The sequence below is a fragment of the Kitasatospora sp. NPDC050543 genome (assembly GCF_044457565.1).
Classification (GTDB): Bacteria; Actinomycetota; Actinomycetes; order Streptomycetales; family Streptomycetaceae; genus Kitasatospora.
Map to the genome: position 1 here is coordinate 43,321 of NZ_JBITGZ010000005.1, position 23,054 is coordinate 66,374.

Genomic DNA, 23,054 nt, shown 5'->3' on the forward strand with positions numbered 1-23,054 from the left:
GGTGGCCGGCGGCGGGCGTGTGGCCTGCGGCGGGCGTGTGGCCTGCGGTGGCTCTTGGGCCGGCGGTGGATCCCGGGCCGGCGGTGCTCCGCAGAATTCGGTGTCTCAACTGTTGCCTCCGCACGAGGAGTTTGTTACCAACAGGTAACCGAGGGGCCTCCATGATGCGGTCGCCGCAGCGCCGCCGGACCCTGGGCGTTCACCAGACCTGGACGGTGATTTCTGTGACCGGTCACAAAGCGGAAGCCGATCCGGCCGGGCCGCCCGGCAGCTGGCAGCCACCGGTGATCGCCGGCACCACGGCCGACCAACGCCTGCTGCGGGCCGTCCCCGAGCTGGTCCGGGCCGTGCTGGCGGCCCTGCGCGCCCACGTCCCGCTGTACCGGCGGCTGCCCGCCGAGCAGCTGTCCGGGGACATCGCCAGAGCCGTCGAACACAGCGTCAGAGGCTTCGGGCAGATCCTCCGGACGGGCGGCAACCCCGGCGGACGCGGACTTGACGCCGTCCGCGAGTCGGCCGCCCGGCGGGCCGACGAGGGCATCCCGCTGGAGTCCGTCCTGACGGCCTACCACCTGGGCGCGCGGATCTGCTGGGCCGCGGTCACGGCACCCGCAGGACCGGGCGACGTCGAGGCCCTGCGCGCCGTCGGCGGCCTCCTCCTCGACCACCTGGGCCACATCACCGCCGCCGCGACCGCCGGCTACTTCGAGGAACGCCGGTCCCTCACCGACGACCGGCACGCGGCCCGCCAGACCCTGCTCACCGCCCTGCTGGACGGCGCCCCCTGCGCTGAGGCCGCCGCCCGGGCGGGGCTGCGGCCGCCCGGCGGCTACCTGGTGCTCAGCCTCGCGATGGCCGAGCACCCGGACGAGGCCGTACCGGGCGTGGACCCGGCGATCGCCGGCCGCCGCAAGCTGCGCCGGCTGCGGCTGGAGGTGGAGCACCAGTTCCGGGGCAGTGCGCTCAGCACACTGAACCCCGCCGGCGGCCTGATCCTGATCCCCTCCGGCAGTCGGCCCGGCGACCTCACCCCAACCGACTGGCAACGGCTCGCCGACCTCGTCGCGCGCACCGCGCAGGCCGTCGGGGTGGCCGTCTGGGCCGGCGCCGGAGCCGCCGAACCCGCCGGGGTGCCCGCCGCCGCGGCGCTCGCCCATGAGATCGGCGAGGTGGCCCGGGCCTGCGGACGCCCGGCCGGACTGTACCGGCTGGAGGACCTGCTGCTGGAGTACCAGCTCTCCCGGCCCAGCCAGGCACGCGGGCCGCTGGCCGCGCTGCTCACACCGCTGGAGGGCAACGCCGAACTGCTCACCACGCTGCGCACCCACCTGGCCGGCGGCCTCGACCGCCGGCACACCGCGCGCGCACTGCACCTGCACCCCAACACCGTCGACTACCGGCTGCGCCGCATCGCCGCCCTCACCGGGCTCGACCCGGGCCGCCCGGGCGACCTGCTGCGGATCACCGCGGCGCTCGCGGCCCGCGAGGGCACCGCCGTCGGCTGACCGGCGCCGGGCCCGGGCGGGGCCCGGGTCGAGCCGGGCCGGCGCCGCGCCGGTACCGGCGCGTGCCGTTCGGCGGCCGTGGCCGGTGGGAGCTCCGGCCCAACCTGTCAACCCGGACGACCGCCCGGCCGCCGGCACGGCAGGATGGCCCTGTGCAGATACGTCCCATCTCGCCCGAGCGGCTCGCCGAGTTGATCGCCGACCGTGTCCTGGACCTCGCCGCCGAAACCCCGGGCTCCGCGCCCCACCCCGGCGCCCCGGCGGCGGGCGCCCGCCGGCTGCGCGTCGCCGTGGACGGCGCGCCCGCCGCCCGGCCGGGCGCCCTCGCGGACGCGCTGGTCGAACCGCTGCGGCTACGCGGGCGGCCCGCACTGCGGGTGTCCGCCGCCGACTTCCTGCGCCCCGCCTCCGTACGGCTGGAGTACGGGAAGCACGACCCGGACGCCTTCCACGACCTCTGGCTCGACGACGGCGCGCTGACCCGCGAGGTACTCGACCCGCTGGAGCCCGGCGGCACCGGCCGGGTGCTGCCGACGTTCTGGGACGCCGACGCCGACCGCGCGACCCGCGCCGCGTACACCGAACTGCCGCCCGGCGGGGTGCTGTTGCTGGACGGCGCGCTGCTGCTCGGCCGCTGGCTGCCAGTGGACCTGACCGTCCATCTGGCGATGACCCCGGCCGCGCTCGCCCGCCGTACACCGCCCGACGAGCAGTGGACCCTGCCGGCCTTCGCCCGCTACGAGACCGAGACCGGGCCGGCCGACGGCGCCGACCTCACCGTCCGGGTCGACGACCCCCGCCACCCGGCCCTGGTCGAGCGCTGAGCCGGGCGGCCCCGGGGCCCCGGCGGAGCCAACCCGCCGGGGCCCGACGCGTACGGGCCGTGCCGCCCGCTCAGCCGTTCGGGCGCGCGAGGCCCGGCGCCACCGGCGCCCGGTGTGCCCCTCAGCGGCGGCCGGCGCGACGGCCCGTGGCACCCTCGGGCGCCGGGCCGCGCTGGCAGTACGGGCACCAGAAGGCCACCCGGTCCTGCGGCGGGCGGCCCTGGCTCGCCGTCAGCACCCGGGTGCCGCAGCGAGCGCAGGGGCGGCCCGCCCGGCCGTACACCCAGGTGCCGCGCCCGGGCCGGGTGTCACCGGTGGTGACATGGCCGGCGCGCAGCTTGTTGGCCTCCAGCACCTGCCGGGCGCGCCCGACCAGGCGGTCCAGGGCGGGGAGGTCACCGACCGGCGTCCAGGGCGTGACACCCGCCAGGAAGCAGAGCTCGTTGGCGTAGACGTTGCCGATCCCGGCCAGGTTGCGCTGGTCGAGCAGGGCCTCGGCGAGTGGCCGGCCGGGGTCCGTGGCCAGTCGGCGCACCGCCTCGGCCGGGTCCCAGTCCGGGCCGAGCAGGTCGGGGCCGAGATGGCCGACCGCCCGTCCCTCGTCGGCGGTGCGCAGCAGCTCGACGACGGGCAGGCGGTAGCCGACGGCCGTGCCGTCGTCGGTGCCGAGCACGGCCCGGATCTGCCAGGCCGGGCCGCCCGACCAGCGCTCGCCGGGGCGGTCGACCTCCCAGCGGCCGTCCATCCGCAGGTGGGTGTGCAGGGTCAGGCCGCCCTCCAGCCGGGTCAGCAGGTGCTTGCCGCGCGGGGTGACGTCCAGCACCCGCAGGCCGGTGAGGGCGGCGGTGGCGTGGGCGGGGACCCGCAGGTCGGCGACGGTCAGTACCCGACCGGCGAGCGTGTCGTGCAGGCGGGCCGCGGCGCGGTAGACGGAGTCACCCTCTGGCATGTCTCCATCCTGCTCCGGTGGCCGGCCGACCGCCTGCGGTGGGGCAAACCCCACCCGGGGCCGGCCTGCTGGCCGGATGGGAACGCGCCTGCCCGCCGACAAGACTGACGGCATGACGAATCCCGAGCACAGCAGCGGCCCGCAGCACGGCACCCGGCAGGGCCACGGCACCGCCCAGCACTCCACCGCGGGTAGCTCCGCCCGGCACGCGCCCCTGCGGGGCCGGACCGTGCTCGGCGCGGCGGCCCTGGCCGCCGCGCTGGCGGTGACCGCCCCGCTCACCGCCTCCGCCTCGGCGGACACCGCCGCCTCCCGCCCCACCGCGCTGCGCTGGACGGACTGCGGCCCGGGCGCCGACCCGCGACAGCAGTGCGCGACGGTCGCCGTCCCGCTGGACCACGAGGACCCGCACGGCCCGCAGATCACCCTGGCGGTCTCCCGGATCCGTAGCCAGCAGCCCGGCGCCCGCCGGGGCGTGCTGCTGATGATCCCGGGCGGCCCGGGCGGCTCCGGCCTCAACGGGCCGAGCTCGGCGGCGAAGAAGCTCCCCGGGGAGGTGCTCGACCGCTACGACGTGGTCGGCTTCGACCCCCGGGGCATGGGCCGCAGCACCCCGGTCAGCTGCGGGCTGGCGCACGAGGACCTGGCGCTGGTGAACCTCCGCCCGTGGCCCGCGCCGGACGGCTCCATCGACGGCAATCTGGCCACCGCCCGGCGGATCGCCGACGCCTGCGCCCGCAACGGCGGCCCGGTGCTGCGCAGCATCAGCACCGCCAACGAGGCCCGGGACATCGACCGGATCCGCCGGGCGCTCGGCGAGACACGGATCTCCACCTGGGGCGTGTCGTACGGGACGTACGCGGGCGCCGTGTACGCCCAGATGTTCCCCGGGAGGACCGACCGGGTGGTGCTGGACAGCAACGACGACCCGGATCCCACCCGGGTGGCACGCGGCTGGATGGCGAACTTCTCGGTGGGCGTCGAGGACCGCTTCCCCGACTTCGCCCGCTGGGCGGCCGAGCCGGGCAACCCGCTGCGGCTGGCCCGGACCGCCGACGAGGTGCGCCCGATGTTCCTGGACCTCGCCGCACGGCTGGACCGCGAGCCGATCCCGTGGGAGGGCGCCAACCCGGCGGTGCTGAACGGCAACGTGCTGCGCCAGACGCTGCTGGACAGCCTCTACTCCGACCAGCGGTTCCCCGCTCTGGCGCAGCTCGTCCTCGCCGCGCGCGGCTCCGCGCCGCTGCCGGCGGCCCCCGCGGTCCCCGACGCCGTGCTGCAGAACACCGTCGCGGTGTCGGCCGCGACCCTGTGCAACGACGTGACCTGGCCCGGCTCCGTCCCCGCGCTCCGCAAGGACGTCGCCGCCGACCGGGCCCGGTACCCGCTCACGGCGGGCATGCCGGTGAACGTCATGCCGTGCGCGTACTGGCCGGCCCGGCCGGCCGAGCCGCCGGTGCGGATCACCCCGGACGGGCCGTCCAACGTGCTGCTGATCCAGAACCTCCGTGACCCGGCCACCCCGTACAGCGGGGCCCTGAAGCTCCGCCAGGCCTTCGGGCAGCGGGCCACGATGGTCGCCGTGGACTCCGGCGGGCACGACGCGTACCGCGCCAACGGCAACGCCTGCGGCGACCGGCTGGTCACCGACTTCCTGGTCACCGGAGCCCGCCCGCGGCACGACGTGAGCTGCCCCGCCGAGCCGGGCCGCCCGGGTGTTACGGAGTCCTGACGGTGCGCCGCAGCAGGCCCGCCCGGGGTCGCGCCGGCGCTAGCGTCGCGGGCATGGAGATTCTGCTCACCGGCGGTGCCGGGTTCATCGGGTCCGCCGTCGCCGCCCGCCTCGTCCGGGCCGGACACCGGGTCCGGGTGCTGGACGCCCTGCTGCCCGCCGTCCACCCCGGCGGGCGCGGGGACGTCCGGCTGCCGGACGGCGTGGACTTCGTGCACGGCGACGTCCGCGACGGGGAGAGCGTCGAGCGTGCCCTGCGCGGCGTCGACGCGGTCTGCCACCAGGCGGCGATGGTCGGCCTCGGCCTGGACCTGGACGACGCGCCCGACTACGTCGGCTGCAACGACCTGGGCACCGCCGTCCTGCTCGCCGCGATGGCCCGGGCCGGCGTCCGGGAGCTGGTGCTGGCGGGCTCGATGGTGGTGTACGGCGAGGGGCGCTACCGCTGCGCGCAGCACGGCGAGGTCTCCCCGGGCCCGCGGCTGGCGGCCGACCTGGACGCCGGGCGGTTCGAACCGCCCTGCCCGCTGTGCGGCGCCGCGCTGACCCCCGGGCTGGTCCGCGAGCAGGCCCCGGCGGACCCGCGCAACGTGTACGCGGCGACCAAGCTCGCCCAGGAGCACCTGGCATCGGCCTGGGCGCGGGCCTGCGGCGGCCGGGTGCTGACGCTGCGCTATCACAACGTGTACGGGCCGGGGATGCCGCGCGACACACCGTACGCGGGGGTCGCCTCGCTGTTCCGATCGGCGCTGGCCAGGGGCGAGGCGCCCCGGGTGTACGAGGACGGCGGCCAGCGGCGGGACTTCGTGCACGTCGAGGACGTCGCGGCGGCCAACACGGCGGCGCTGGACGCGCTGGCGGCCCGCCCGCCGGGCAGCGCCCGGGCCTACAACGTCGGCAGCGGGGAGGTCCGGACGGTCGGCGAGATGGCGGTCGCGCTCGCGGCCGCGTACGGCGGGCCGGCACCCGTGGTGACGGGCCGGTACCGGCTCGGGGACGTCCGGCACATCACGGCCGACTCCTCGCGGCTGCGGGCGGAGTCGGCCTGGCGGCCGGAGGTCTCCTTCGCCGCCGGGATGGCCGAGTTCGCGAAGGCACCGCTGCGCGGCGGCGAGCGCGGGTAGCGGGCCTCCCACGAGGGGCGGGAGCCGCCCGCGGCGCGCATGGCATCCTGTCCCGATGGCGAAGAAGCAGCAGCAACGGACCACCTTCGCCGAGGTGGTGGCGGCCCTGGGCGATCCGCCCGACCGCGGGGTGTCGGGCCCGGCGGTGCTGCCGCCGGTCGCCGCGGGCGGGTTCACCGACGGCGAGGGCCACGAGTGGCGGCTGGTACGCGGGCCGCTGGACCCCCGGCGGGCCAAGCGGCTGGCGGTCACGGCGGACCTGATGTCCGCCGGCGAGATGTCCTACGACGAGGACCGGGACACCTGGCTCCCCCGGTTCGTCCCCGAGGCCGACCGGCCGGCCCCGCCTGGCTGGAGGCCAAGAGCCGGTTCGGCGCACACGACCTGCCGTTCCACGAGGCGTTCGAGTTCCACGGCGAGGACGGGCGCGCCCTGCTGTACATCGAGGTGTACTGCTGAGCCACCCGCCCCGCGCGCCGGGCCGCCGGGCCGCCCGCACCGCCGGGCTAGGCGAGCACCGCGGCCGCCGGCAGGGCGATCTCGAAGCAGCAACCGCCGTTGACGTTGTACACGCTCGCCCGGCCCGCGTGGGCCTCGACGATCCCCCGGACGATGGCCAGGCCCAGGCCCGCGCCGCTGTCGCCGTGTCGGCCGTCCGAGCCGCCCCCGGCGGGGGCCTGCGGCGTGCGGGCGCTGACGCCGCGCCAGCCGGTCTCGAACACCCGCGGCAGGTCCGGCTCGGGGATCCCGCCGCAGCCGTCGGTCACCGAGAGCACCACCTCGTCCTCCGAGCGGCGCGCGGCCACCGCCACCACTCCGTCCGCCGGCGTGCAGCGGATCGCGTTGACCAGCAGGTTCCCCAGTACGCGGGTCATCTCCCGGCCGTCCACCTCCACGGGGGCGGGCTCGACCTGGCCGCCGAACAGGCGGACCCCCCGCTCGCGCGCCAGCGGATCGGCGCCGGCGATGGCGTCGCCGACCAGGTCGTAGACGGAGACCCTGGAGAGCGAGAGGGTGAGCGCGCCGGCCTGGATGCGGGAGAGCTCGAAGAGGTCGTCGACCATGCCCGTGAGGCGGTCGACCTCGGTACGGATCTGGGCGTGGTAGCGGCCCGGGTCGTCGGCGACGCCGTCCTCCAGCGCCTCCGCCATCGCGCGCAGGCCGGCCAGCGGGGTGCGCAGGTCGTGCGAGATCCAGGCGATCAGCTCGCGCCTGGACGCCTCCAGGGTCTGCTCACGCGTGCGGGACTCGGCGAGCCGGGCGCTGGTGGCGGCGAGTTCGGCGCTGAGTGCGGCGAGCTCCGAGCCGAGCGGCTGGGCCGGCGCGGCGAAGCCGTCGTCGCTGCCGACCGTCCGCGCCGCCACGGCGAGCGCCCGGCTGCCGGCCACCACCTGCCGGCCCAGCAGCGCGGCCATCACCAGCGAGACCACGGCCGCCATGCAGGTCACCGTGATCACCACGCCGAAGTCGTGGCTGGAGAGGAACATCGCCTGCGCGACCGAGACCGTCCCCGCCGTCATGGCGAGGACGGTGACGACGGCGACGCAGAACAGCGACAGCGCGACCGAGCGGCGGCGCAGCAGCCGTACGGCCGGCCAGCCGAGCAGTCCGGCCGCGCCCGCGCCCAGGGCGGCGAAGGCGGCGATGAGCAGCAGGCTCTTCACAGGGTCGGGCCTTCCTGGAGCGGGGTGGGGCCGGGAGGGGTGGTGGCGGCGCGGCCCGCGGCGGGGGGCTGTGGGGAGGCCGGGTCGAAGCGGTAGCCGACGCCCCAGACGGTGGTGATCAGGGCGGGCGCGGCGGGGTCGTCCTCGACCTTCTCGCGAAGCCGCCGCACGTGCACGGTGACGGTCGAGAGGTCGCCGAACTCCCAGCCCCAGACGCGCTGCATCAGCTCCTCCCGTCCGAGCACCGTGCCGGGGTGCCGCAGCAGGAACGCCAGCAGGTCGAACTCCCTCAGGGTGAGGGAGAGTTCACGCCCCGAGCGGAAGGCGCGGCGGGCCGTCGGGTCCAGGGTGAGATCGCCCGCCGCCAGCAGGCCGGAGGGCGCGGCCGGTGCGGCGGAGGCAGCGGCCGCGGCCGTGGCCGTGGAGCGGCGCAGCACCGACTGGACCCGCAGGACGAGTTCACGCGGGCTGAAGGGCTTGGTGACGTAGTCGTCGGCCCCGAGCTCCAGGCCGAGGATCCGGTCGGACTCGTCGCCCCTGGCGGTGAGCATCACCACCGGGAGCCGCTCCCCGCCCTCGGTGGCGCGCAGCCTCCGGCAGACCTCCAGACCGTCGATTCCGGGCAGCATCAGGTCGAGCACCACCAGGTCGGGGCGGGTCTCGGCGGCGCGGGCCAGGGCCTGCGGGCCGTCGGCGGCGCGGTCGACGCGGTAGCCGGCGCGCAGCAGGTAGCCGGCGACGACCTCGGCGACGGTGGGGTCGTCGTCGACGACCAGGATGCGGCCGGCGGGCACGCCCGCCGCCGGGGCGGAGGCGGGGGCCGGCGCGGGCGCCGGGGTGGGGCCGGACGCGCGGGCTGGGGCGGCACCGCGGGCTGGAGCCGGGGCGGGGCCGGGATCGGGGGCTGTCACGCCTTCGAGGATAGGAAGGTCCGCGGGTGATCCGGGCGCCAGGCGCCGCGCGTATGACTTCCGTAAGGTGGCGATGCCCTGTTTGTCCCGGTTCCACTGGGTAGCGTGCAGCGGGTGACCACCACTCCCCCTCCTCTTCTCCCCTCCGTCGACGTGGTGCTGCCCTGCCTTGACGAGGCCCGCGCGCTGCCCTGGGTGCTGGGCCGGATCCCGCCCGGCTGGCGCGCGATCGTCGTGGACAACGGCTCCACCGACGGCTCCACCGACCTGGCCCGCCGGCTGGGCGCGCTGGTCGTCGAGGAGCCGCGCCGCGGCTTCGGCGCCGCCTGCCACGCCGGGCTGCTGGCCGCCACGGCCGAGACGGTCTGCTTCCTGGACTGCGACGGCTCGCTCGACCCCGCCCAGCTCCACCACGTGGTGGGGCCGGTGCTGGACGGCACCGCCGATCTGGTGCTCGGCCGGCGCCGGCCGACCACGCGTGGCGCCTGGCCCGCCCACGCCCGGCTCGCCAACCGGGCGCTGGCCCGGAGGCTGCGCGCCAGGACGGGCGCGCCGCTGCACGACCTGGGCCCGATGCGGGCGGCCCGGCGGGAGCGGCTGCTGGCGCTCGGCCTCGGCGACCGCCGCTCGGGCTACCCGCTGGAGATGGTGCTCGCCGCGTCCGCCGCGGGCATGCGGATCGCCGAGCGGGACGTCGACTACCGGCCGCGGGCCGGGCGCTCCAAGGTGACGGGCACCCTGCGCGGCACCCGGCAGGCGGTGCAGGACATGCGGGCCGTGCTGGCGTCGCCGCCGCCGACCCTGCTGGTGATCGCCAAGTCGCCGGTGCCCGGGCGGGTCAAGACCCGGCTGACCCCGCCGTACACCCCCGAGGAGGCCGCCGAACTGGCCGAGGCCGCGCTCGCCGACACCCTGCGCACGCTCGGCACGGTGCCCGCCGGCCGGCGGCTGCTGGTACTGGACGGCGCTCCCGGGCGCTGGCTGCCGGCCGGCTGGGAGGTCCTGCCGCAGGTGGCCGGCGGTCTGGACGTACGCCTCGCCGCCGCCTTCGCGCACGCCCCGGCCGAGGTGCCGGCGTTGCTGGTCGGGATGGACACCCCGCAGCTGAGCGCCGCCACCCTCGCCGCTCCGCTCGCCCCTGCCGCCAGAGCGGGTACGGACGCCTGGTACGGCCCGGCCTCGGACGGCGGCTTCTGGGCGCTGGGCCTGGCCCGGCCCACGCCCGAGCTGGCCCGCCGGGTGCTGGTCGGCGTACCGATGTCGACCCCGGGCACCGGCGCGGCGCTGCTCGCCCGGCTGTCCGGGGCGGGCCTGCGGGTCCGGCACCTGCCGGTGCTGACCGATGTGGACACCGCGCCGGACGCGGCGGCCGCGGCCGCGCTGGCCCCGGCCGGCGCCTTCGCGGCCCGCTGGCGGAGCCTCGGCGCCGGCCTGCGGGCGGCGCCGCAGGCGGCACCGCGGGCGCAGCGCCCGCAGGCGTCGGCGGCCCCGGCGCCGGCCGCGCCGGGGCGCACCGATCCGGTGGTGGAGGCCCGGTGAGCGGCCTCGCCCGGACGCCGGCCCGCCCCTGGATCGACGATCCGTTCACCGAGGCGATCCGCTCCGGCCGGGGCCCGCTCTGGCTGCGCGGGCCGGACGGGCACCGCCACCACCTTGACGTCAACCGCTGGTGCGCCCCGCCGGACGCCGCCGACCTGAGCCTGCTGGAGCGCTGCGTCCGGCTCGGCCACCCGGTGCTGGACGTCGGCTGCGGGCCCGGCCGGCTGGTCGCCGGGCTGCTCGCTCTCGGCGTGCCAGCGCTGGGCGTGGACGTCACCCACGCGGCGGTCACCCGCACCCGGGGGCTGGGCGGCCCGGCCCTGTGCCGTTCCGTCTTCGAGCGACTGCCCGGCGAGGGCCGCTGGGGCGGCGCCCTGCTCGCGGACGGCAACCTGGGCATCGGCGGCGACCCGTCCGCCCTGCTGCACCGGATCGCCCAACTGCTGGCACCCGGTGGCCTGCTGCTCGCGGAGGTCGAACCGCAGGACGTGGACGAACGGCTGACGGTCCGGATCGAGGACGCCACCGGCCGCTCGGGGCCGCCCTTCGCCTGGGCCCGGCTGGGCGCCGACGCCACCGCCCGCCACGCGGCCCCGGCCGGCCTCACCGAGTCCGACCGCTGGACGGCCCACGGCCGCCACTTCCTCGCCCTGCGCCGCTCCGGCCGGCCGGGCCGCCCTGGCCGGCCACGGCGGCCCGAGGCCGGGTGCGGAGCCTTCCCGCTCCCGTCCGGCGGCCGGGATGTCGCGTGCCGCAGCGGCACCGCAGGCGCAGTCCCGTTCGCTGCCGTCCAGCGGCAGTCGCCGGGCTGACCCTCCGCCGGCCGAGCCTTCGCCGGACGGATCCGCCCATGGGGCCGGCCCCTCAGGCCGCGCGGAACGCTATCTCGCGCAGCGCCCGGGCGCCGGCCCGGTCGAGCACCACCGCGGACGCGCAGCCGTCCGGCGGCGCGCCGCTGCCCGCCAGCCGGTGGCGCAGCGCGCGGGCCGCCGAGCGGTGCCGGGCGAAGGCGTACGCCGAAACGGTCTGTCCGCGGGCCAGCTGGCCTTCGCGCGCCTCCAGCGGGCTCGCCTCCAGCAGCACCAGGTGCAGCCGCCGCCCCTGCCGCGCCGCGGTGCGGGCCAGCCACTGCCGCACCCAGGGCAGCGCCCCGCAGTCGTGCACCGCCAGCGAGCCCCCGGCCAGCAGCGCCCGCCGCAGCCGCCGGTAGTGGTCGAGCCTGACGAACGGCCGGTAGACGGCGTACGGCAGCCAGGCCGGCACCCGGGCGGCGTACTCCGCGCGGACCTGCTGGGAGTCGATCACCCGGGCGGCCTGCACGCACCGCCGCAGCAGGGTGCTCTTGCCGCTGCCGGGCAGGCCCGCGACCACCAGCACGTCCCCCGGCGGGTAGTTCAGCACCGCCGGGCCGCGGCCACGCCGTAGATCGTGCAGCGCGTGCGGGCGCAGCGGGGGTGCGCCCGGCGCCGCGGGAGCCCGCCCGGGCGTGGGGACCCGGGGCGGCACCCGCGGCGGTGACGACGCCTCGACCTCTGTCCTCTCGGACACCAGCACTCCCTCCGGAGCCCGGTGCGGCTGACTACCCGGGCCTGCTCCGCCTGCTCAAAGAGACAGTAAAGAGTAGTGGTCAGCACGGGTACCGCCGTACTCCTTTTCACAGAACGGGACGGTGCGGACCACCCGGCCGGTTCCCGGAGCGGCGCAGCACCACCGCCGTCAGGACGAGCGCGAGCGCGGCGGCGTAGGCGCCCTGGAGCACCTGACCGTGGCCCAGGTAGACCACCTGCGCGGCGGCGGGCACCGCTAGCCACTCCCAGCGGCCGTCCAGCGCGACCAGCGCCACCACCAGCAGCCCGTACCAGGGGTAGCCGGGCGAGGTCACCAGCAGCGCGCTACCGGTGACCAGCAGCGCTCCCTGCCACGGCCGCTGCGGGTCCCCCGCGCGCAGCACGTACAGCACCACCGCGAGCAGCACCACCGCCGCGGCGTACGGGGCCAGGTGGTCGGGCAGCAGCAGGCGCAGCAGGGCGAAGCGGGTGATGTGCTGCTGGTCGTACCCCTCCTCGTGGAGGTAGCCGGGCAGGTAGCCGAGCACGCCGGTGCCGGAGGCGAACACGTACGGCAGATAGCAGCACACGAAGGCGGCGAGGGCGCCGAGCGCCGGCCGGAGGCCGCGCCACGCGTCGCGGCCGGTGGGGCAGTCGGCAGGCCGGCGGGCGAGCGCGCCGGAGAGGAGGCCGGGCAGGGCGAGCGCCGGTAGCAGTTTGGTGGCGATGGCGGCTCCGAGCAGCGCGCGCCCACCGACCGCCCGGCCGCGCTGCGCGGCGCCCGCGCCGGGGCCGACACCGCGGCCGACACCGACGCCGAGTGCGGCGACCATCAGCAGCGCGCCGAGGGTGTCGACGTGCGCGTCGTTCACGGCCCAGACCACCACCCCCGGGCACCACCCCCACAGCGCGGCCTGCCAGAGCCGCTCGGGGCTGCGGCGGCGCAGGACGGACAGCAGCGCACCGGTCGTCCCCACCGCGAGCAGCGCGCCGCCCAGTTGAGCGGCGCGTACACCGAGCCGTCCGCCCGTGGTGGCGTACAGGCCCGCGAACCAGGCCTCCGCGACGGGCGGGTAGACGGTGTGCACGGCGGGCCGGTTGACGTGGCTGCAGAAGCCGCCGGCGGCGCGCCGCTCGTCCCAGGAGGTGCAGGGCCCGCCCGCCGGGAAGAGGGCCGGGGCGTCGGCGCGCAGGCCGGCCAGCGCGGGGTCGTCCGGGGCGTACGCGTAGGGCGAGATCCCGGCGGCCTGGACCTGGCCGTCCCAGACGTAGCGGTAGGCGTCGTCGCTGGTCCGGGGCGGTGCGAGCAGCCCGGTGAGGGCGAGCAGCACGCTCCCGGCCGGCACCAGCCAGCGCGCCCGCCCCAGGGGCACCCGGCGCAGCAGCAGGACGGCGGCGGCGAACAGCGCCGCATCCAGCAGGTACCAGCCGTACAGCGGACGGGGGTTGCCCAGGGTGCCGCCGGCCCTGACGGTCAGGACGAGGGCGGCGGCCAGCCCGGCGAGCGCCAGGCAGCAGCACGCGAGGGTGCCGGCACCCGGGCCGGGCGCGGCGGTGCGGCGGGCGGGTGCGGGCAGCGCGGTACGGGGTTCGGGTGAGGTCCGGGGCACCTGGTCAGCCTGCCACCGCGCGGGCCGGGATCGGCGGACCGCCGGCCCGCCGTAGGACTTCCGTAAGCCGCCCGCACCCGGTCGGAGCCGCCGCACCCGCTTACTACTCGCCAGTAAGTTTGGCTGATCATCGTCTCATCAGGGCCGGTTGCACGCCCGTACGCTCCGATCAAGCTCGCCGGACGGGTGCCACCGCGGCGCCGTCCGCCTGAACCGTTGGAGCATCGTTGACGCACCCCCACCGCCCCCGCACCGGCGGCCGCCGCCGCAGCCGGGCCTGGGCGACAACCACCGCGATCGTCACGGCACTCGTCGTCACCGGCCCCGCCCTCGCGGTGCCGGCCTCGGCAGCCGCGGGCGCCGGGTCCGCACCGGCCACCGCCACGGCCGTGGCCGGCGTACTGCCGGGCTTCCGACTGGTGGACATCGCGATGACGGACGGCGTCGTCCTCAAGGCCAACGTCTTCACCCCGCCGCCCGGCACTCCGGGCGCCGACGCCCAGGGCCGCTACCCGGCCATCGTCCAGCCCGCCAGCTGGGGGCAGAACGACCTGGAGTACGTCGCCCAGGGCAGGCAGCTCGCCGCCGACGGCTACGTCGCCGTCACCTACACCGTGCGCGGGTTCTGGCTCTCCGGCGGCGAGATCGACGTCGCGGGGCCCAAGGACGTCGCGGACATCTCCGCAGTGATCGACTGGACCCTCGCCCACACCCCCGCCGACCCGCAGCGCCTGGGCATGACGGGCCTGTCCCTGGGCGGCGGCCTGACCCTGCTGGGCGCCGCCTTCGACCCGCGGATCAAGGCGGTGGCCGCGCTCAGCGGCTGGGGCGACCTCACCGACTCGCTGTACAGCGGGGAGACCCGGCACCTCAAGGCCGCGTCCCTGCTCACGGCCATCCAGACGCCCACCGGCCGCCGCGGGCCCGAGCTGGAGCGCACGCTGGCCCAGCTCTTCGAGGACCGCTCGATGGACGAGGTGGTGGAGTGGGCCAGGACCAGGTCGCCCAGCACCTACCTGGACCGGATCAACGCCCACGGCACGGCGGTGTTCCTCGCCAACGCCTGGGGGGACGCCGTCTTCAACCCCAGCCAGGCCGCCGCCTTCTACGACAGGCTCAGCGGCCCCAAGCGCCTCGAACTGCGCCCGGGTGACCACGCCACCCAGGAGCTCACCAGCCTCCTCGGCCTGCCCAACCCCACCTGGGCGAGCGCGCGCGGCTGGTTCGACGAGCACCTCAAGGGCCGGGCCGGCCGACCCGGCAAGCCGGTGGAACTGGAGGTCCGCCCCGGCGGCACGCACGAGAGCTACGCCGACTGGCGGTCCGTCGGCTCACGCAGCGAGAGCCTGCGCCTGGGCGCCGCGGACGCCCTGGGCACCGGCGCGCTCGGCGGCGCGGCCGGCACCGGCTGGCGTACGTCCGTCGTCGGCGGCCGGGACTCGGGCGCGAACGGCGGCATCCCGGAGCTGTCCGGGCTGCTCGACCAGGTCGCCAAGCTCCCGCCGACCGTGGTGATCCCGCTGCTGCCGCGCTCGGCCGGCGCCGTGTGGCAGTCCGCGCCGTCCCCGGCGGCGCGCGACATCCGCGGCACCGTACGGCTGCACACCACGGTCACCGCGTCCTCGCCCCGGGGCACGGTGATCGGCTACCTGTACGACGTCAACGCGTTCGGGGTGGGGAAGCTCGTCTCCCACGCCCCGCAGAGCTGGTCGGGCAAGGAGCCCGGGCAGGCCTTCCCGCTCGACATCGCGCTCTTCGCCACGGCCTACGACCTGCCCGCCGGCCACCGGCTGGCCGTGGTCCTGGACACCACGGACCCGCTGTACGGCAGCAGCACCCCGGCCGGCAGCGAGGTCACCTTCAGTTCCCCGGCGGCCGACCCGTCCGAGCTGACACTCCCTCTGCGCTGACGGCCCGCCCCGGCGGCGCCCGAACCGCCCGCGCCGCCGGGGCGACGCGGGCGGTTCCGGGTCGGGGCCCCGGCCGCCGACGGCCCTGGCCGAGGCCGGACCCCGTCTGGCAAGATCATCATCCAGTGCTCATGTGTGCGAATCAGGCTTTGTGCCGACGGGGACCGGGGACCGCCAGTTGATGATGCAGGAGTTCGAACACGCCGCCGCGCAGGCCGGCTTCGCCCTGGACGACGCGCAGGTGCAGGCCGCCGCCAGGCTCTGCGCATTCGGCACGGAGGTGTCGCGTCGCCGGGGACCGTTCACGAAGCCACCCCGTGGGATGTACCTCTGGGGGTCCGTCGGCCGCGGGAAGAGCTGGCTGACGACCACCCTCTTCGACGCCGTACCCGTCCGCGCCAAGCGCCGACTGCACTTCCACGAGTTCTTCCGCGAGTTCCACGCGGCGTACTCCCGCCACCGCGACGACCGGCGGGCCGGCGACCTCGCGGTCGCCGAACTGCTCGGTGACTGCCGCTTCCTCGTCTTCGACGAGTTCCACGTCCACGACGCCGGCGATGCGATGCTGATCGGCCGGGTGCTCAGGTCGATCCACGATCAGCGGATCACGCTGCTCACCACGTCGAACTACCCCCCGACCGGGCTGCTCCCCAATCCCGTGTACCACCAGATGTTCGAGCCGACGATCAAGATGCTCGAAGAGACCATGGACATCGTCGAACTCGCGGGGCCCCGGGACTACCGGGCCGAGGGCCGCTCCGGTGCGCCCCGCTCCGATTTCGAACGCGGGCTGTATCTCTGGCCCGGAACCGATCAGCAGCTGGCGGACGCCGGCCTGAGCGTGCCGAGCGCCGCCGAGCAGCAGTGGCTGGACGTGGGCAGCCGCAGGATCTCCGCGCTGGCGGTCCGCGCCGGTCTGGTGTGGCTCGACTTCCACGACCTCTGCGATCAGCCCACCTCGACCACCGACTACCTCACGCTGGCGGACCGCTTCCCGACCTGGGTCGTCTCGGGCCTGCCCAGGCTCGGGAGCGGAACGAGGGATGCGGCGCAGCGGTTCGCGAACCTGATCGACGTGCTCTGCGACCGGGAGGTCCGTCTCTTCCTCACCGGGGAGGCACCGCTCGACGAGGTACTCCACGGCGACACCCTGCCGATCGACGTCAACCGGACCGCCAGCCGCCTGTCGCTCCTGTCCGCAGCGGCCGCGCCCCTCCCCGCGGCGCGCGGCGACGGCTGACGGCGACGGGCAACACTCCGCGTCCTGCCGGGTGGACCGCCCGGTCGGCGGCGGCCGTACGACTTCCGTAAGCACGCCGAAGCCCCTTCCGGGGGCGTGTACGCGGTCTGATGGAGCGGTGGACGAAGACACCCCCGCCCCCCGACGCCGCTCGTACGACCTCCCGCTGCCCACCCCGCCGGACGCCCTCCGGCGGGGACCGCTGCGCGAGGGCACCTTCAGCTCGACCCTGCACGGACCGCGTACCGCCGTCGTGCTCGGCCGCTGGCTGGGCGCGGCCCTGCTCACCTGCTTCCTCACCGGGCTGCTCAGCCACCTGGTCCAGGAGTCCCCCAGCTGGCTGCCCAGCCGGCCCGCGAACGGCTACCGGCTCACCCAGGGCCTGCACGTGATCAGCGGGATCGCCGCGATCCCGCTGCTCGCCGCCAAGCTGTGGACGGTCTACCCCAAGCTCTTCGAGTGGCCGCCCGCGCGCAGCGTGCTGCACGCGCTGGAGCGCCTGGGCATCGCCGTGCTGGTGGCCTCGATGGTGCTGGAACTGTTCACCGGCCTGTTCAACACCCTGCAGTGGTACCCGTGGCCGTTCCCGTTCCGCCAGACGCACTTCTGGCTGGGCTGGCTGGCCACCGGCGGACTGCTGCTGCACATCGCCGCCAAGGCGCCGCAGATCGCCGAGCACTGGCGGCGGGTCAGGCCCGGCCTCCCCGAGCGCCGGGCGTTCCTGACCGCGGTCACCGCCGCGGTCGGCGTGGTCACGCTGACCACCGCCGGGCAGAGCGTCCCCTGGTTGCGGGCGCTCGACCTGTTCGCCCCGCGCCGCCCCGACCTCGGCTCGCAGGGGCTCCCGGTCAACCGCACCGCCGCCCAGGCCGGCACCACGACGGTGCCCGCCGACTGGCGGCTGACCGTCGACGGGCCGCACCCGCTACGCCTCTCGCTCGCCGATCTGGCCAGACTCCCGCAGTACGAGGCCGAGTTGCCGATCGCCTGCGTCGAGGGCTGGAGTGCCGGCGCCCGCTGGGCCGGCGTGCGGGTCCGCGATCTGCTGGACCTGGCCGGCGCCCCCGCCGACGCCCGGCTGCGGGTCACCTCGCTGGAGGCCGACGGCCCGTACCGGGTGATGGACATGCCGGCCCAGTACGTCCGCGACCCGCTCACCCTGCTCGCGCTGCGGGTCAACGGCGAGGTGCTGAACGCGGACCACGGCTACCCGGCGCGGATCATCGCGCCCAACCGGCCCGGTGTCCTGCAGACCAAGTGGGTCGCCCGGATGGAGGTCCTCTGATGCCCGCGATGCGCGCGCTGCGTACCCTGCTCGCCCTCGGCGGCCTGGCCCTGACCGGCTACGGCCTGTACGGGCTGTTCACCGACCACTACATCACCGACCCGCTCGGCATCGCCGAATGGGCCGTCGGCGGCCTGATCCTGCACGACGCCCTCTGGGTCCCGCTGGTCTGCGCGGCCGGCGCCACCTTCGCCCGCACCACCCCCGTCCGCACCGGCCTGATCCTCACCGCCGCCGTCACGGCCGTCGCCCTGCCGGCCGTGCTGCGCGCCGGGGTGGACGGCGGCAACCCGAGCGTCCTGCCGCTGCCCTACCTGCGCAACTGGCTGCTCGTCCTCGCCGCCATCGCGGCCCTCACCACCCTGTGGGCCCTGCTCCGGCGACGCCGCAAGCGCCCCTGACCGGGCGGCCGGAGCCGGGCGGCCGCCCGGCTCCGGGCTCAGTCCTCGCCGGTGGCGACGATCACCACCGCGCGGCCGTTCCCGATACCGACCACGGCCGCGTCGAAGGTCGCCTCCGTGACGGGCGACCAGGAGACGTTGCCCTCCGCCCCCTCCCGGTACGCGGCGAAGCCGTTGGCCCGCCAGTGCGCGTCCGGGCCCAGCAGCGCCGCCAGTGCGCCGGCGATGGCCTCGGCCACCGGCCGCATCGAGCCGTCCCCGCCGCTCCGGTACACCAGGTCGCGGATGAGCGTGGCGGCCACCCACGGCGTCACCTCGTCCGGCGGGATCCGCCGGCGCAGCGCGGACTCCAGCTGCCCGGGGCTGCGCGGACCGCCGTGTCCGTGCTCGCACTGCCCGCAGTGGGCCGCGAGCAGCCCGGTCGGCGCCAGGACGTCCCAGCACAGCTGCCCGTGCCCGCGGCCGTCGTCCACCCCGAGGTGCACGATCCGGTCCGCATACTCGCCCCATTGCTCCAGCCAGAGCCCCAGATCCGGGTCGGGCCCCAGACCGTACGCCGGCGGACCCTCGAACGTCAGCCTCACCCTGCACTCCCCCTCGGTGATCAACCACGGACACCGGACGGGACGCGGGCCGGGGCCGCCGGGTTCCGCCCGGTCAGGGGGAGGGCACGCCCGGCAAGCCGGTGGGGAGGCCGTCGAGGGCGTGCGAGCAGACGCAGTCGCGGGTGGCGGGCAGGCCCGCCAGCGCCTTGAACAGCACGGTGCGCAGCCGGTCGACGTTGCGCGCGAAGACGGCGAGGACCTCGGCGTGGGTGACGCCCTCGCCGCTCTCCACGCCCGCGTCCAGGTCGGTGACCAGGGCGAGCGAGGTGTAGCAGAGGCCCAGCTCGCGGGCCAGGACGGCCTCCGGGTGGCCGGTCATGCCGACGACGGACCAGCCGTTGGCGGTGAACCAGCGGGACTCCGCGCGGGTGGAGAAGCGCGGGCCCTCGATCACCACCAGCGTGCCGCCGTCCACGGGCTCCCAGGCCGCGTCGCGGGCCGCGGCGAGGGCGGCCGCCCGGCCGGCCGGGCAGTACGGGTCGGCCATCGAGACGTGCACGACCTCGGGGACGGTGCCGTCGGGCAGCGGGTAGCCGTCGTAGTACGTCTGGACCCGACCCGAGGTGCGGTCGGCGAACTGGTCGGGGACGAGCAGGGTGCCCGGCCCGTACTCGGGGCGCAGCCCGCCGACCGCGCAGGGGCCGAGCACCTGCCGCACGCCGAGGGAGTGCAGCGCCCACAGGTTGGCCCGGTAGTCGATGCGGTGCGGCGGCAGCTTGTGGCCGCGGCCGTGGCGGGGCAGGAAGGCGACCCGGCGACCGTCCACCTCGCCCAGGAAGAGCGAGTCACTGGGCGGGCCGTACGGGGTGTCGACGGTGACCTCGGTGACGTCGTCGAGCAGCGCGTACAGGCCTGAGCCGCCGATCACGCCGATCTCGGCCCTGGCGGGGCCCGTGGTGTCTGACATGCGGTCAGCCTTTCGCTCGCGGGCGGAGGTGTTGCCCGGGCACGTGGTGCCGGGTCCGCCGTCCACCCTAGGGGGGAGCGCGCGGTGCTCCCGTGGTTCGGGTCTTACGAATCCCGGACGGCCCTCGGCGGCGCGGCCCGGCGCGTACAGTGGCGGTCCACGGCGGGGCCAGGGAGGTCCTCGGCCGGGGTCGACGGCGGAAGGCTGCGCGGGTGGACAGGCAGGCGGACAGACGGGCGGACGGGCCGGTGGACCGGCCGGTGGCGAGGCGGACGGGCAGGGGCGGCTCGGCCGGGCACCAGGCGCTGGTGTGGCGCGTCCTGCCGGAGAAGCCGGCGGCGGCGGTGCTGGTGCTGCACGGCGGGCAGGAGCACGGCCTGTCGCGGCCTGGGTGGCTGAATCCGCCGGGGCTGCGGATGCGCGGCTTCGTCCGGGCACTGCGCCGGGAGACCGCCGGGGAGGGCGTGGCGATCGGGGTGGTGCGCTACCGCCACCGCGGCTGGAACGACGAACGCGCGGACGCCGCCCGGGACGCCGCCGCGGCGCTGAACGACCTCGCGGAGGAGCTCGGCCACATCCCGACCGTGCTGGTCGGCCACTCGATGGGCGGGCGGGCGTCGCTGCGCGCGGCGGGCCACCCGAACGTGACGGGCGTGGTGGCGCTGGCGCCGTGGTGCCCGCAGGACGACCCGTGCGCGCAGTTGGAGGGCCGCGCGGTGGTGATGCTGCACGGCGACCGGGACCGGGTCACCGCCCCGGCCGACACCCGCCTGTTCGCCGCCCGTGCCCGGGCGGCGGGGGCGCGGACATGCGGGTACACGGTGACGGGCAGCGGGCACGCGCTGCTCCAGCGGATCGGCGACTGGCACCGGGCGACCGCCCGGCTGTCGGCGGGACTGCTCGGTCTGCGCGAGCTGCCGCGCGAGGTGTCCGCCGCGCTCGCGCTGCGCGGCGACGCCCCCGGCGGCCTCGGCCTGCCGCTGCCGCCGGTGCCGCGGGTCTCCAGCCTGGGCACCCTGCCGGACTCCTGCGTGACCACCGACGCCTGAGCACCCGACGCCTGACCACCGGTACGGCGGGGCCGGTGGCAGCCCGCGGTCGGCGGCCCGCCCGGGGTCAGCACGGGGTCAGCGCGGGTCGCCGGCCCGCTCGGTGGCGGCGCGCACCGCGAGGGTTCCGGGCCGGACCGCGGGTTGAGCACCGCCGAGTCGTTGAGCACCGGCCGGGCGCCGAATTCGCGGGCGGTCGGCCAGCGATGGCGACGGCGCAACCGCGGAGAGTTCTCCGCGGTTGCGCCGTCGCCGTGAGAGGGGCACGTCGTCCCGGGCGCTCGACCGCGTCGCGCCGGCCCGGCAGTTGCTGCGGCCGCGCGCCTCGGATGGCGTGGAGAGGTCAGCCCGCCGCGGCGAACGCGGCCTGGAGCTGCGGGATGTAGTCCGCGATCGCGGGGGCCCAGCAGCCGTAGTTGTGGCCGCCGTCGCAGCTGGGCGCCAGCACCGACCCGTTGCCGTAGTCGACCAGGCGGCGGCGGAGTCCGAGGCCGTCCAGGCGGGCCTTGACGTTCTTCGACGCGATCTCGGTGAAGTGGTCGATGGGCAGCTGGTTGCCGGTGTAGAGCGTGACGTCCGCCCCGGCGAGCCTGGCCAGGTTGGCCGGGGCGGCGGGGTTGAGTTCGTTCCAGACGTGATCCGCGTTGAAGACGGGGTACGGGGAGCCGAAGATCGCGTCGCTGTCGACGTACGGGCCGTAGCCGGTGCATCGGCCGGTGCCGGCCGGGCTGGAGGTGCTCACCGCGCACCACGCGCCCGTGATGTTGAGTTCGGTGGCCAGGACGGCTGCGCGGATCTCCGCCATGCCGAGGTCGATGCCGCCGGACAGGGAGGCGACATGGCCGAACAGATCCGGTCGGGCCTCGCCGTAGTGCAGTGCGCCGTAGCCACCCATCGACAGTCCGACGACGGCACGGTGGCCCTTGTCGGCGAGGGTGCGCAGGTTGGCGTCGATGATCCGCGCGATGGCCGCAGATCCGGCGGATCGAGATCCGCGACGGCGCTCTCGCCGTTGCCGTCGCCGGGCAGTGGCGGGTGCTGGCAGCCGTGGCGTCCGAGATCCCGAATCTCTTCGTCCTCCAGGCCCTCGCCGAGCACCTCGCACGCATCCCTCCGGAAGGAGCGGGAGAGACGGAGTGAGGCGGAGCCGGAAGGCCATCATCCCTACGGCTGCGGACACCTGACACGAGGGCAGCACACACCGGCGCGCTAGTGTGCAGGCGTGAGCCTTCATGTCGTTCTAGGATTCGGGCCCGCGGGCGCCGCCACCGCTCGGCTGCTGGCCGAGCAGGGGCACTCGGTACGGGTCGTCACCAGGTCGGGCCGGAGCGCGGAGCCCGGGATCGAGCACGTCACCGTGGACGCGACCGACACCGGGCGACTGATCGAGGTGTCGCAGGGCGCGGCCGCGATCCACAGCTGCGCGGCACCGCCCTACCACCACTGGGTGAGTGAATGGCCGCCGCTGGCCTCCTCGGTCTGCGCGGCGGCCGAGGCGACCGGGGCCGTCCTGGTCATGCTGGGCAACCTCTACGGGTACGGGCCGGTGGACGGCCCCATGACCGAGAAGCTTCCGCTCGCGGCGACGGGCCCCAAGGGGCGGGTGCGCGCCACCGTTTGGGAGCAGGCGCGGAAGCTGCACGAGCAGGGCCGGATCAAGGCGGTCGAGCTGCGGGCCTCGGACTTCTTCGGCCCCGGCGTGACCGACGGCGGGCACCTGGCCGCGCGGGTCGTGCCGCGGGTGCTGCGCGGCAAGCCGGTCTCCACGCTCGGGGATCCGGACGCCCCGCACAGCTGGAGCTACCTCCCCGACGTGGCCCGGGCCCTGGTCGAGCTCGCCGGCGAGGAACGGGCCTGGGGGCGCGCCTGGCACGTGCCGACGGAGCCCCCGCTGTCCACCCGGCAGATGGTCGACCGCCTCGCCGCCCAGGCGGGCACGGGGCCGGTCCCGGTGCGCCGGCTCCCGTCGGCCGTCCTGGCCGTGGCGTCGCTCGTCTCCCCGCTGCTCCGCGAGCTGAGGGAGGTCCGCTATCAGTTCGACCGTCCGTTCGTAGTCGACTCCGGCGCCTACGAGGCCGAGTTCGCGGTACGGGCCACCCCCGTCGACGAGCAGGTCAAGGCCACGGTCGACTGGTGGCGCGAGCGGCCGGGCACCACGGGCTGACAGCTGCGCCGGTTCTCGCGGCGGCTGTTCTCGCGCGGCGCCCGCCGGCAGGGTCAGGATGGGACGGCGCGTCAGAGTCCGTGCTTCG

Annotated in this window: 20 protein-coding genes and 1 pseudogene; 13 read left to right on the plus strand and 8 right to left on the minus strand. The window is 76.4% G+C overall.

Annotated features, from left to right (window positions below):
* Positions 1-224 precede the first annotated feature (224 nt).
* Complete coding sequence (locus ACIBH3_RS07800) at positions 225-1,505, plus strand: PucR family transcriptional regulator (RefSeq protein WP_396311022.1); 1,281 nt, start codon at positions 225-227, stop codon at positions 1,503-1,505.
* 152 nt (positions 1,506-1,657) lie between these two features.
* Positions 1,658-2,329: a uridine kinase gene (locus ACIBH3_RS07805; RefSeq protein ID WP_396311023.1), complete on the plus strand. Its 672-nt coding sequence runs from the start codon at positions 1,658-1,660 to the stop codon at positions 2,327-2,329.
* A 121-nt stretch (positions 2,330-2,450) separates the two neighbouring features.
* Here ACIBH3_RS07805 and ACIBH3_RS07810 read toward each other — a convergent pair whose 3' ends face one another.
* Positions 2,451-3,278, minus strand: coding sequence for a DNA-formamidopyrimidine glycosylase family protein (locus ACIBH3_RS07810; protein ID WP_396311024.1), 828 nt, complete (start codon positions 3,276-3,278; stop codon positions 2,451-2,453).
* 112 nt (positions 3,279-3,390) lie between these two features.
* On the opposite strand from ACIBH3_RS07810, the gene ACIBH3_RS07815 reads away from it, so the two are divergent.
* A complete protein-coding gene (locus ACIBH3_RS07815) occupies positions 3,391-5,010 on the plus strand; it encodes an alpha/beta hydrolase (protein WP_396311025.1) in 1,620 nt (539 codons plus the stop codon).
* Between the two features lie 53 nt (positions 5,011-5,063).
* Entirely contained in the window at positions 5,064-6,134 is a 1,071-nt protein-coding gene (locus ACIBH3_RS07820; protein WP_396311026.1) for an NAD-dependent epimerase/dehydratase family protein, read from the plus strand.
* Between the two features lie 506 nt (positions 6,135-6,640).
* Here the strand turns inward: ACIBH3_RS07820 and ACIBH3_RS07825 are convergent.
* Complete coding sequence (locus ACIBH3_RS07825; protein WP_396311027.1) at positions 6,641-7,798, minus strand: sensor histidine kinase; 1,158 nt, start codon at positions 7,796-7,798, stop codon at positions 6,641-6,643.
* The gene (locus tag ACIBH3_RS07830) at positions 7,795-8,592 is read right to left on the minus strand and encodes a response regulator transcription factor (RefSeq protein ID WP_396311304.1); all 798 of its coding nucleotides are present in this window, start codon (positions 8,590-8,592) and stop codon (positions 7,795-7,797) included. Before ACIBH3_RS07830 ends, ACIBH3_RS07825 begins: the two co-directional genes overlap by 4 nt.
* A 222-nt stretch (positions 8,593-8,814) precedes the next feature.
* Between ACIBH3_RS07830 and ACIBH3_RS07835 the strand changes: the two are divergent.
* The 3 genes and pseudogenes from ACIBH3_RS07835 to ACIBH3_RS07845 all read left to right on the plus strand — a co-directional run.
* A pseudogene (locus ACIBH3_RS07835) lies at positions 8,815-9,504 on the plus strand (glycosyltransferase family 2 protein); the annotation flags it as partial.
* Complete coding sequence (locus tag ACIBH3_RS07840) at positions 9,478-10,248, plus strand: DUF2064 domain-containing protein (protein WP_396311305.1); 771 nt, start codon at positions 9,478-9,480, stop codon at positions 10,246-10,248. The pseudogene ACIBH3_RS07835 and the gene ACIBH3_RS07840, both read left to right, overlap by 27 nt.
* A complete protein-coding gene (locus tag ACIBH3_RS07845) occupies positions 10,245-11,060 on the plus strand; it encodes a methyltransferase domain-containing protein (RefSeq protein ID WP_396311028.1) in 816 nt (271 codons plus the stop codon). The genes ACIBH3_RS07840 and ACIBH3_RS07845 overlap by 4 nt, the downstream gene beginning before the upstream one ends.
* A gap of 52 nt (positions 11,061-11,112) precedes the next feature.
* On the opposite strand, the gene ACIBH3_RS07850 is transcribed toward ACIBH3_RS07845, so the two are convergent.
* Positions 11,113-11,796, minus strand: coding sequence for an AAA family ATPase (locus ACIBH3_RS07850; protein ID WP_396311029.1), 684 nt, complete (start codon positions 11,794-11,796; stop codon positions 11,113-11,115).
* 106 nt (positions 11,797-11,902) lie between these two features.
* Positions 11,903-13,405: a hypothetical protein gene (locus tag ACIBH3_RS07855; RefSeq protein ID WP_396311030.1), complete on the minus strand. Its 1,503-nt coding sequence runs from the start codon at positions 13,403-13,405 to the stop codon at positions 11,903-11,905.
* 227 nt (positions 13,406-13,632) lie between these two features.
* Between ACIBH3_RS07855 and ACIBH3_RS07860 the strand changes: the two genes are divergently transcribed.
* From ACIBH3_RS07860 to ACIBH3_RS07875, 4 genes are all read left to right on the plus strand, one after another.
* On the plus strand, positions 13,633-15,315 hold the full coding sequence (locus ACIBH3_RS07860; protein WP_396311031.1) for a CocE/NonD family hydrolase: 1,683 nt from the start codon (positions 13,633-13,635) through the stop codon (positions 15,313-15,315).
* Between the two features lie 181 nt (positions 15,316-15,496).
* Complete coding sequence (zapE, locus tag ACIBH3_RS07865; protein ID WP_396311032.1) at positions 15,497-16,555, plus strand: cell division protein ZapE; 1,059 nt, start codon at positions 15,497-15,499, stop codon at positions 16,553-16,555.
* 166 nt (positions 16,556-16,721) lie between these two features.
* Complete coding sequence (locus tag ACIBH3_RS07870) at positions 16,722-17,840, plus strand: molybdopterin-dependent oxidoreductase (RefSeq protein WP_396311306.1); 1,119 nt, start codon at positions 16,722-16,724, stop codon at positions 17,838-17,840.
* On the plus strand, positions 17,840-18,241 hold the full coding sequence (locus ACIBH3_RS07875) for a hypothetical protein (protein ID WP_396311033.1): 402 nt from the start codon (positions 17,840-17,842) through the stop codon (positions 18,239-18,241). Before ACIBH3_RS07870 ends, ACIBH3_RS07875 begins: the two co-directional genes overlap by 1 nt.
* 38 nt (positions 18,242-18,279) lie before the next feature.
* Here ACIBH3_RS07875 and ACIBH3_RS07880 read toward each other — a convergent pair whose 3' ends face one another.
* Both ACIBH3_RS07880 and ACIBH3_RS07885 read right to left on the minus strand, forming a co-directional pair.
* On the minus strand, positions 18,280-18,825 hold the full coding sequence (locus ACIBH3_RS07880) for a hypothetical protein (protein ID WP_396311034.1): 546 nt from the start codon (positions 18,823-18,825) through the stop codon (positions 18,280-18,282).
* Positions 18,826-18,898: 73 nt separating this feature from the next.
* Positions 18,899-19,753, minus strand: a complete 855-nt coding sequence (locus ACIBH3_RS07885; RefSeq protein ID WP_396311035.1) for an S-methyl-5'-thioadenosine phosphorylase — start codon at positions 19,751-19,753, stop codon at positions 18,899-18,901.
* 212 nt (positions 19,754-19,965) lie between these two features.
* Here ACIBH3_RS07885 and ACIBH3_RS07890 point away from each other — a divergent pair, with 212 nt between their 5' ends.
* Positions 19,966-20,802, plus strand: coding sequence for an alpha/beta hydrolase (locus ACIBH3_RS07890; protein WP_396311036.1), 837 nt, complete (start codon positions 19,966-19,968; stop codon positions 20,800-20,802).
* A gap of 343 nt (positions 20,803-21,145) precedes the next feature.
* Here the strand turns inward: ACIBH3_RS07890 and ACIBH3_RS07895 are convergent, their stop codons facing one another.
* On the minus strand, positions 21,146-22,036 hold the full coding sequence (locus tag ACIBH3_RS07895) for an alpha/beta hydrolase-fold protein (RefSeq protein ID WP_396311037.1): 891 nt from the start codon (positions 22,034-22,036) through the stop codon (positions 21,146-21,148).
* Here ACIBH3_RS07895 and ACIBH3_RS07900 point away from each other — a divergent pair.
* Positions 22,025-22,966, plus strand: coding sequence for an NAD-dependent epimerase/dehydratase family protein (locus ACIBH3_RS07900; RefSeq protein WP_396311038.1), 942 nt, complete (start codon positions 22,025-22,027; stop codon positions 22,964-22,966). The two genes, ACIBH3_RS07895 and ACIBH3_RS07900, sit on opposite strands and share 12 nt — an antisense overlap.
* The last annotated feature ends 88 nt before the right edge of the window (positions 22,967-23,054 follow it).

Bases quoted from the DNA above. Each gene is read 5' to 3' on its own strand.
- zapE (WP_396311032.1), top strand. From the start codon at position 15,497: ATGATGCAGGAGTTCGAACACGCCGCCGCGCAGGCCGGCTTCGCCCTG.
- ACIBH3_RS07840 (WP_396311305.1), top strand. From the start codon at position 9,478: ATGCGGGCCGTGCTGGCGTCGCCGCCGCCGACCCTGCTGGTGATCGCC.
- ACIBH3_RS07885 (WP_396311035.1), bottom strand. From the start codon at position 19,753: ATGTCAGACACCACGGGCCCCGCCAGGGCCGAGATCGGCGTGATCGGC.
- ACIBH3_RS07815 (WP_396311025.1), top strand. From the start codon at position 3,391: ATGACGAATCCCGAGCACAGCAGCGGCCCGCAGCACGGCACCCGGCAG.
- ACIBH3_RS07895 (WP_396311037.1), bottom strand. From the start codon at position 22,036: ATGAAGGCTCACGCCTGCACACTAGCGCGCCGGTGTGTGCTGCCCTCG.
- ACIBH3_RS07810 (WP_396311024.1), bottom strand. From the start codon at position 3,278: ATGCCAGAGGGTGACTCCGTCTACCGCGCCGCGGCCCGCCTGCACGAC.
- ACIBH3_RS07820 (WP_396311026.1), top strand. From the start codon at position 5,064: ATGGAGATTCTGCTCACCGGCGGTGCCGGGTTCATCGGGTCCGCCGTC.
- ACIBH3_RS07875 (WP_396311033.1), top strand. From the start codon at position 17,840: ATGCCCGCGATGCGCGCGCTGCGTACCCTGCTCGCCCTCGGCGGCCTG.